The organism is Micromonospora maritima (assembly GCF_902825405.1).
Taxonomy (GTDB): Bacteria; Actinomycetota; Actinomycetes; order Mycobacteriales; family Micromonosporaceae; genus Micromonospora; species Micromonospora maritima.
This window is the reverse complement of sequence record NZ_CADEAU010000808.1, coordinates 1-1,586: the sequence shown is the minus strand read 5'-3', so window position 1 is coordinate 1,586 and position 1,586 is coordinate 1. Positions and strand designations below refer to the sequence as shown.

Below are 1,586 nucleotides of genomic sequence, written 5' to 3'. Positions count from 1 at the left end.
GGCTCGGCGCCGCTCAGCTCGCGCAGCACCAGCGCGTCGACGGTGACGACGGGCCGGTCGGTGGGGTCGACGGCGAGCAGCCGCACGGCCGTGCCGGCGCGGGTGAGCCGGACCCGCAGCGTGTCCGCGTCGACGGCGTGCACCTGGACGCCGGTGAACGCGAACGGGGCCTTCGGGCCGGTGGTGCCGTCGCCGGGCAGCAGCGCGGCGGGGTGCAGCGCGGCGTCGAGCAGGGCGGGGTGCACGCCGAACCCGGCGGTCCGGTCGGGGCCGGTCGCGGGCAGTGTCACCTCGGCGTATACGGTGCCGTCGCCGGTCGTCCAGGCGCGCCGCAGGCCCTGGAACGCCGGCCCGTAGGTCATGCCGTGGCCGGCGAGGGCGTCGTACCAGCCGGTGAGGTCGGTCTCGGTGGCGTGCGGCGGGGGCCAGGCGCCGAGGCCGGTGTCGCCGGCGGGGGTGGCGGCGGTGAGCAGCCCCTCGGCGTGGCGGGTCCACTCACCGTCGGGGTCGTCGTCGGGCTGGGAGTGGACGGTGACAGCGCGGCGCCCGGTGTCGTCGCGCGGGCCGACGCGGACCTGCACCGGCACGGCGCCGCGTTCGGGGAGCACCAGCGGCGTGACGACGGTCAGCTCGCCGATCCGACAGGGGCCGAACTCCTCGCCGGCGCGCAGCGCGAGTTCGACGAGCGCGGTGCCGGGGACCAGGACCGCGCCGCCGACCACGTGGTCGGCGAGCCACGGGTGGGCGGCAAGGGAGAGGCGGCCGGTGAGCACGGCGGCGTCCTCGCCGGCCAGCCGGACGGCGGCGGCCAGCAGGGGGTGACCGGCCGCGCCGAGGCCGGCGCGGGTGACGTCGGCGCTGGGGCCGGCCGGGCGCAGCCAGTACCGCTCGCCGCCGAACGCGTAGGTGGGCAGGTCGACCGGGCCGGTCGCGGCGCCGCCGAGGACCGGGGTCCAGTCGACGTGGCCGCCGGCGGCGACGAGTTCCGCCAGGCCGGTGAGCAGCGCGCGCGGCTCGGGGCGGTCCGCGCGCTGGGTGGCGACGGCCGTCGCGGTGTCGGCGGTGTCCCGGACGAGCGCGGTGAGCACGCCACGCGGGCCGATCTCCAGGAACGTGTCCACCCCGTCGTCGCGCAACGCGGTGACGCCGTCGGCGAAGCGGACCGCCTGGCGCACGTGCCGCACCCAGTAGTCGGGGTCGGTCAACTCCGCCGGATCGGCGATCGCACCTGTCACGTTGGACACCACCGGCAGCAGCGGCGCGGCGAACGTCAACCCGTCCAGCACGGTCCGGAACTCGGCGAGCATCGGCTCCATCAACGGACTGTGGAACGCGTGCGACACGGTCAGGCGGCGGACCCGGACGCCCCGGTCCCGCCAGGAGTCTTCGATCTCGTCGAGCGCGTCGACCGGCCCGGACACCACGATCGACGTGGGGCCGTTGACCGCCGCGATCCCGATGTCAGTCCGGCCGGCGATCGAGTCGGCCACGTCGCACTCCGACGCGGCAACCGCGAGCATTCCGCCGCCGGCCGGCAACGCCTGCATCAGGCGGCCCCGCGCCGCGACCAACGCGGCGGCGTCGGA

Annotated in this window: 1 protein-coding gene; it reads right to left on the bottom strand. The window is 77.2% G+C overall.

What is annotated here, in order from left to right; genetic code table 11:
- Positions 1 to 1,586: acyltransferase domain-containing protein (locus tag HUW36_RS34935; protein WP_174531540.1), on the bottom strand; the 1,586-nt coding region annotated here is incomplete at both ends.